The organism is Tissierellales bacterium (assembly GCA_035301805.1).
Lineage (GTDB): Bacteria > Bacillota > Clostridia > Tissierellales > DATGTQ01 > DATGTQ01.
This window is the reverse complement of record DATGTQ010000079.1, coordinates 61,424-68,696: the sequence shown is the minus strand read 5'-3', so window position 1 is coordinate 68,696 and position 7,273 is coordinate 61,424. Positions and strand designations below refer to the sequence as shown.

9 protein-coding genes are annotated in these 7,273 nt (G+C 29.1%); all 9 read left to right on the top strand.

What is annotated here, in order from left to right; all coding sequences use genetic code 11:
• A partial coding sequence (locus tag VK071_03715) for a DNA recombination/repair protein RecA (protein ID HLR34421.1) occupies positions 1–460 on the top strand: 460 nt, incomplete at its 5' end.
• Between the two features lie 49 nt (positions 461–509).
• Entirely contained in the window at positions 510–1,496 is a 987-nt protein-coding gene (locus tag VK071_03710; GenBank protein HLR34420.1) for a metallophosphoesterase, read from the top strand.
• Position 1,497: 1 nt separating this feature from the next.
• The gene (locus tag VK071_03705) at positions 1,498–2,940 is read left to right on the top strand and encodes an AAA family ATPase (GenBank protein HLR34419.1); all 1,443 of its coding nucleotides are present in this window, start codon (positions 1,498–1,500) and stop codon (positions 2,938–2,940) included.
• A 12-nt stretch (positions 2,941–2,952) separates the two neighbouring features.
• Positions 2,953–3,204: a hypothetical protein gene (locus VK071_03700; GenBank protein ID HLR34418.1), complete on the top strand. Its 252-nt coding sequence runs from the start codon at positions 2,953–2,955 to the stop codon at positions 3,202–3,204.
• Between the two features lie 8 nt (positions 3,205–3,212).
• Positions 3,213–3,869: an ATPase gene (locus VK071_03695; protein HLR34417.1), complete on the top strand. Its 657-nt coding sequence runs from the start codon at positions 3,213–3,215 to the stop codon at positions 3,867–3,869.
• Positions 3,870–4,048: 179 nt separating this feature from the next.
• On the top strand, positions 4,049–5,581 hold the full coding sequence (rny, locus tag VK071_03690) for a ribonuclease Y (GenBank protein ID HLR34416.1): 1,533 nt from the start codon (positions 4,049–4,051) through the stop codon (positions 5,579–5,581).
• 108 nt (positions 5,582–5,689) lie between these two features.
• Entirely contained in the window at positions 5,690–5,950 is a 261-nt protein-coding gene (locus VK071_03685; protein HLR34415.1) for a stage V sporulation protein S, read from the top strand.
• A gap of 81 nt (positions 5,951–6,031) precedes the next feature.
• Positions 6,032–6,862: a PHP domain-containing protein gene (locus VK071_03680; GenBank protein HLR34414.1), complete on the top strand. Its 831-nt coding sequence runs from the start codon at positions 6,032–6,034 to the stop codon at positions 6,860–6,862.
• The gene (locus VK071_03675) at positions 6,849–7,232 is read left to right on the top strand and encodes a PadR family transcriptional regulator (protein ID HLR34413.1); all 384 of its coding nucleotides are present in this window, start codon (positions 6,849–6,851) and stop codon (positions 7,230–7,232) included. The genes VK071_03680 and VK071_03675 overlap by 14 nt, the downstream gene beginning before the upstream one ends.
• Positions 7,233–7,273 lie beyond the last annotated feature (41 nt).

Sequence of the window (7,273 nt, the reverse complement as noted above, 5' to 3'; positions counted from 1 at the left end):
AATTATGTTTGGTAATCCAGAAACTACTACTGGTGGAAGGGCTTTAAAATTTTATTCTAGCGTAAGAATCGATATTAGAAGATTTGACTCTATAAAGCAAGGAGATAATATTCTTGGTAATAGAACAAGAGTAAGGGTAGTTAAAAATAAAGTTGCCCCTCCTTTTAAAAAAGCTGAATTTGATATTATGTATGGAACAGTAATATCTAAAGAAGGAAATATATTAGATGTAGGCGTTGAAGCAGATATTATAAAAAAAGCTGGTTCTTGGTATAGTTATGAAGAACATAAATTAGGTCAAGGAAGGGAAAACGCAAAGGATTTCTTAATTGAAAATCCAGAAGTCTCAAGGGAAGTAGAAAATAAAATTAGAGAATACTATGGTTTAAAGCCTGGTAATACAGGTATAGATAAAAATAAAGTGAATAAAAAAAATAAAAAAGATAAAGAAAAAGAATAATAAAACCTCCTTACCTTTAAGGAGGTTTTATTTCAAGGAGTGTTTATTATTGAATTTTTTATTTTTAACAGATACTCATATAAGAGGTACTTCTCCTAAAAATAGAACAGATAATTTTGTGGAAACCCTAGAAAAGAAATTCAATGAAATAGTAAATTTGTGTAGTAAATATAAAATTGACTATGTCCTTCATGGAGGAGATCTTTTTGATAGGCCGGATATATCTATATCTATTGTTAGTAAGTTTGCTAAAGTATTAAATGAAATAAAGGTTCCCATATATACTATTTGTGGTAACCACGATATATATGGACATAATCCAAGTACTATTAATAGAACTATGTTAGGTTTGTTTAATGCTATTAATATTGTTAATGTAATAAAGGAAGGAGAAAAAGTTTTACTAGAAAAAGATAATATAGTTGTTCAACTTACTGGTCAGCCCTATACTTATGATATTGATGATGAAAATAATAGAGATAAGTACATAGTCAAAGATATTGATAAAAAAGCTGATTATGCTATTCATATAGTTCATGGTATGTTATTAGATCGCCCTTTTATTAAAGGTATTCCTTATACATTAATTGATGATATAAAAGACACATATGCAGATATAACCTTGGCTGGCCATTACCATACTGGTTTTGGAGCTTTAGAAATGGAAAATAAGTTTTTTATAAATCCAGGTAGTTTAGTACGAATTACTAATAGTTTAAAGGAAATTGAACGAATTCCTAAGGCTGTTTTAATAGAAATAAAGGATGGAATAAAAATTGAGTTAATACCATTAAAAGTGGCTTTAGCTGGAGAAAAAGTTTTAGACAGAAAAGAAATAGAAAGCACTATCTTTAAAAATGAAAAACTATTTGAGTTTAAACAATCAATAGATGCAGCTGTAAATTTTGAAAAATTAGATATAAATCAAATTTTATTAGATATTTCTGATAGTGAAGGAGTTAGCCCTACTGTTAAAGAGGAAGCCTTAAATAGAATAGCATCATCACAAATGAAAATAGTAAGGGAGCAAAATTAAGATGAAATATATTGAGAAGGTAGTTTTAGAAAATTTTCAATCACATAAATATAGTGAATTAGAATTTGATGAACATTTAAATGTTATAGTGGGTCCATCTGATCAGGGGAAAAGTGCCATTATCAGGGGAATAAAATGGGCTCTATTTAATGAGCCATCTGGAGATTTCTTCATTAGAGAAGGAGAAAATAAATGTAGTGTTACTATAATATTTAGTGACAATACTAAAGTAAAGAGATATAGAAGTAATAGTAAAAATTTATACCTATATTATGATTCTGAAGGAAATGAAACTATATATCAAGGTTTTGGAAATACTGTTCCTCTTGAAATAAAAGAGAAAATTAATATTAGAAAAATTCATCTTGATACTTCGGAAACTAACTCTGTAAATATTAGTGAACAATTAGAGGGCCCTTTTCTATTGTCTGAGAGTAAAGCTGTAAGAGCCAATGCTATAGGCCGCTTAGTGGGTGTCCATATAATAGATAATGCTATTAGGGATACAGTTAAAGAAATAATTAATTTAAATTCTTCTAGAAGAAATTTAATTAATTTTCAAGAAAGCTTAAATGAAGATTTAAAGAAATATGATTATTTAGATAGACTTGAAAAAGATATTAATGAAATAGATAAGCTTTTATTAGAAGTGAAGGAAAAAAAGGAAAAGATAGAGAAGTTAAAAAAATTAAATACAGAGTTAAAAGTTACAATGGAAGAATTCTATAAGATAAATAAAGTAATTTCTAAATTAGATAATATTAACAAGATAGAAATATATAAAGAAAACCTAGAATATAGAATTAAATCCTATACTTTAATAGTCAATAACTATAATATATTAAAGGATTTAGATAAAAATATTAAATACAATTCTCACATCATAAATAAATTAACAAATCTAGAGGAAACTCAAGCTGTTTATAAACTATTGGAACAGAAAAAGGAAATATTTACTAACCTATTAGATATTAATAAAGACTATAAAAAAGTAAATAGCTACTATGATAAAAACTTAAATATAATAAAAAAATTAACGCATACTGATAAAATAGATGAAAACATTAAGAATTTAGAAAAATTTAATAATAAGTTAAATAAATTAATTAAATTAAATACTTCTTTAGGAGATTCTAATAAGAGAATAGTTTTTGGTAATTTTTATTTAGAAAAATTATCTAATGTAAATACTGCTGAGAAGTTTACTAATGAAATTAATGACTTGATAGTTAAGAAACATAAACTAATTTCAATTAAGGAGAAATATGATGAAAATATTAAAGAAATAAATATATCTAAAAATAAAATTAAAAAAGAAGAGTTACAAACTCAAAAGCTGTTGGAGGAGTATAAAAAACTATTATTAGAACTGGAAGTTTGTCCATTATGTTTTAGTAAAATACACAGCAGCACTATTAATAATATTATTGATAATTATAGGTAAGGAGGTTTCAAATTGGCAGATTATGAAAAGGAACTTAATAATTTAAAGCAAAATTTAGAAAGGGCTAAGACATTAAAATATAAAGCTGAAGTGCGACTCGAACAACTTACTCAAGAAAAGGAAAAAATAATTAAGGAATTAAAAGAATTAGGGGTAAATCCCGAAGATTTAGATATGGAAATAGAAAAATTGGAAAATGAAATTAATAATTTATTTAAAGATGCAAATGAATTATTACCAAGAGATATATTAGAAAAGATGTGATAAATGTCATGACCGAATATGATGAGTTAAAAAGTTACTTAGATTTATTAAAACAGTATTATGCAAAAGAAAGTGGTAAAAGGGAAAAAATTATTGAACAGCTTAAGGAAAACAATGAAAAAATAGCTTCAATTGAAAAGCAACAGGAACTACTAGAACAGGTTAATATTTTACTACAAAAAACTTCCCAATTTGCTCGTGAACAAGCGAAAGTTCAGGTAGAAAATCTTGTTACTAATTGTTTAGAGTATATTTTTGAAAATAATACTCAGTTTAAAATCGAAATAAACGAAGCTTATAAAAAACAAAACGCTGAATTCTATGTAATAACCAATGTTGACGGAGAAGAAATTAAAACTAAACCTACTGAGTCTAGGGGTGGGGGAGTTGTTGATATTGTATCCTTAGCTTTAAGAATATCATTTCTCCAAATTCATAGACCTTTTATTGAAGGTCCTTTAATATTAGATGAGCCAGCAAAACATGTAAGTGAAGAATATATTTTTAATGTTGCTAATTTTTTAAAGAAAACTTCAGAAATGTTTAATAGGCAAATTATTATGGTAACACACAATAATCACCTATCAGCCATTGGTACAAATGCATATAAGGTAGAGTTAAAAGGAACAGAGAGTATTGTAGAAAAGTTGACTTTTAACTTGTGAAAAAAACTTGACAGAATTGACTAAAAGTAATAAAATTAAAGCGTATGCTGGCTGTTCAAATCAAGATAGTTAAATCACTATAGGCCGAGATACCTCGGTTTATATTTTTATTGGATTGAATTATATTTGAAAATGTGTAATGGAACTTGAAAATTAAATAGAAAGGGAGGTGCTTTGTTATTGAACTTTTAATAGCTGTTATTATAAGTGTTATAATAGGAATTGTCATTGGATATTATATAAGGAAAACCATTGGTGAAGGAAAAATTGGTAATGCTGAATTATTAGCTGAAAAGATTCTTGACGATGCTAAGAGGGATGGTGAATCTCATAAGAAGGAACTACTCCTTGAAGCCAAGGAGGAAGTTCATAAAATGAGAACTGAAATAGAGAAAGAAAATAGAGAAAGAAGAACTGAACTTCAAAGATTAGAGCGTCGGCTTGTTAATAAGGAAGAAGTTATTGATAGAAAAAGTGAAAACTTTGATAGAAAAGAAGAACTTCTAACTAAAAGAACAAAGCGTTTAGAAGAAAAGGAACATGAAATTGGTAAGCTTTATGAAAAACAAGTAGATGAGTTAGAAAGGTTGTCAGGACTCACTACTGATGAAGCAAAAGAAACACTATTAAATGATGTTAAGAAAGAAATAGTTCATGAATCTGCCATTATGATAAAAGAACATGAAAGTAAGGCTAAAGAAGAAGCTGAAAAGCGGGCAAGGAAAATTATTTCTTGTGCAATTCAAAAATGTGCTGCTGATCACGTAGCTGATACTACGGTAACAGTGGTACCTTTACCTAATGATGAAATGAAAGGGCGTATAATAGGTAGAGAAGGTAGGAATATTAGAACATTAGAGACATTAACAGGAATAGATTTAATAATCGATGATACTCCAGAAGCTGTAGTATTATCAGGTTTTGATCCAATTAGAAGAGAAGTTGCTAGAATTGCATTGGAAAAACTAATAGCAGATGGAAGAATCCATCCAGCTAGAATTGAAGAAATGGTTGAAAAGGCCAAGAAAGAAGTAGATGTTATTATAAAAGAAGAAGGCGAACAAGCTGCCTTTGATGTGGGAGTACACAATCTTCATCCTGAACTAATGAAATTATTAGGAAGATTAAAGTACAGAAGTAGTTACGGCCAAAATGTATTAAGGCATTCCATAGAGGTAGCCCATCTTGCAGGAACTATGGCTGCAGAGTTAGGTGTGGATATTAAGGTTGCAAAGAGAGCGGGATTATTACATGATATAGGTAAGGCTGTGGATCACGAAATTGAAGGTCCTCATGTTACTATTGGTGTAGATTTTGCAAAAAGGTATAAAGAGTCTAAAGAAGTCCTTCATGCAATAGCAGCTCATCATGGAGATGTTGAGCCTCAAACAGTAGAGGCTGTATTAGTACAAGCAGCAGATGCTATATCAGCTGCAAGACCTGGTGCAAGAAGGGAAACCTTAGAAACATATATAAAGAGGCTTGAAAAGCTTGAGGATATAGCCAGTTCCTTTGAGGGAATAGAAAAATCTTATGCTATACAAGCTGGTCGTGAATTAAGAATAATGGTAAAACCTGATGAAATAAGTGATGATTACATTACTCATATTGCAAGAGAAGTCGTAAAAAAAATTGAGCAGGAGCTAGATTACCCTGGACAAATTAAGATTAATGTTATAAGAGAAACAAGAGCAATAGAATATGCAAAATAGGCTTTAAGTTAAAAAATTATTAAAAAAAAGAGGATTCTTTTGTTATTTGTAGAATAGAGATATAAGCACTAAATATAATAAAAAATATAGTTAGAGGGGGCTATTTTAATGGATGTATTAAAAGTATCAGCAAAATCAAGTCCAAATTCTGTTGCAGGAGCATTAGCTGGAGTCTTAAGAGAAAAAGGGAATGCGGAGATTCAGGCAATCGGTGCAGGTGCAATTAATCAGGCTGTTAAAGCTATTGCTATTTCTAGAGGTTTTGTAGCACCAAGTGGTATGGATTTAATTTGTATACCAGCTTTTACTGACATTGAAATTGAAGGAGAAGAAAGGACAGCAATAAAGTTCCTTGTTGAACCAAGATAGTAAAAACTAAAAAAACCTGCTGAATTTTGGCAGGTTTTTTTCTATGTATATTATAATCCTATGAATAGGGAGTGAATTCTAATGATAACAGATTTGCATTTACATACTACTTTTTCTGATGGTTCATATACCCCCTCCCAAGCTGTAGATATGGCAGTTGAATCTGGTCTTGATGGTATTGCTATTACTGATCATGATTCACTAGAAGGAATTGAAGCTGCTGTAAAGAGGGGAAAATTATACAATGATTTTTATATTATCCCAGGAATTGAATTTGGTTGTGTCTATTTAGATGAAGAAGTCCACTTATTAGGATATTTTTTTGATTATTACTCAGAAAATATGTTATCCTTAACTAAGGGGTTGAAAGATGCAAGAGTAACAAGAGGAGAAAAAATAATTAAAAAATTAAATAATCTAGGAATTAAAATTACTATTGATGATGTAATAAAACATGCTAGAAAAGATTATATTGGAAGGCCTCATATAGGAAGGGCATTAATAGATAAAGGATATGTAAATTCAATGGATGAAGCCTTTGGAAAATATTTAAATAGAGGAAAACCAGCTTATGTTGAACGCTATAAACTAAGAATTGAGGAAGTTGTAGAACTTATTCATAGTGAAAATGGTCTTGTAAGTCTTGCTCATCCTGGTTTATTGGATCAGAAAGAAATAATAAATCACTGTATTAAGTCTGGAATTGATGGTATAGAGGTTATACATCCTAAACATTCTAATAAAAATGTACTAGATTTTATTAAAGTAGCAGAAAGATTTAATTTGATAGCTACTGGCGGTTCAGATTGGCATGGTAATTTTAAAGATGGAGACTGTTTACTAGGAAAGTATTATGTAAACTTAAATAATATTCCTGAAATGAAAAGGAGGATACAAAATGTCAACATATAAAGGGGAACGAAATAGGCAGTTTCCTGCTAAAATTAGTACAACCTCTTTTGTAAAACTCTATATCTTACACTTTCTTAAAGAAAGAAGCTATTATGGAAATGAAATTATAGATGAGATAAAAACTAGACTTGATGGTAAGTGGGAACCAAGTCCAGGAATGGTTTATCCTTTACTTAGAGATTTAGAGGAAAAGGGTTATGTAACAGGTTGGTGGGATGAACCTGATAAAAGATCTATAAGAAGATATAAAATTACTGATAAAGGGTATGAGCATTATAAAGTAATACTATTAATGTATAAACCAATTTTTGAGGATTCCTTACACATTATTAATAATGTTCTAATGGATATATATGGGATAGATAGATAAATAAATATTTAACATAAATTAAAATGATAAAAATGGAGGTA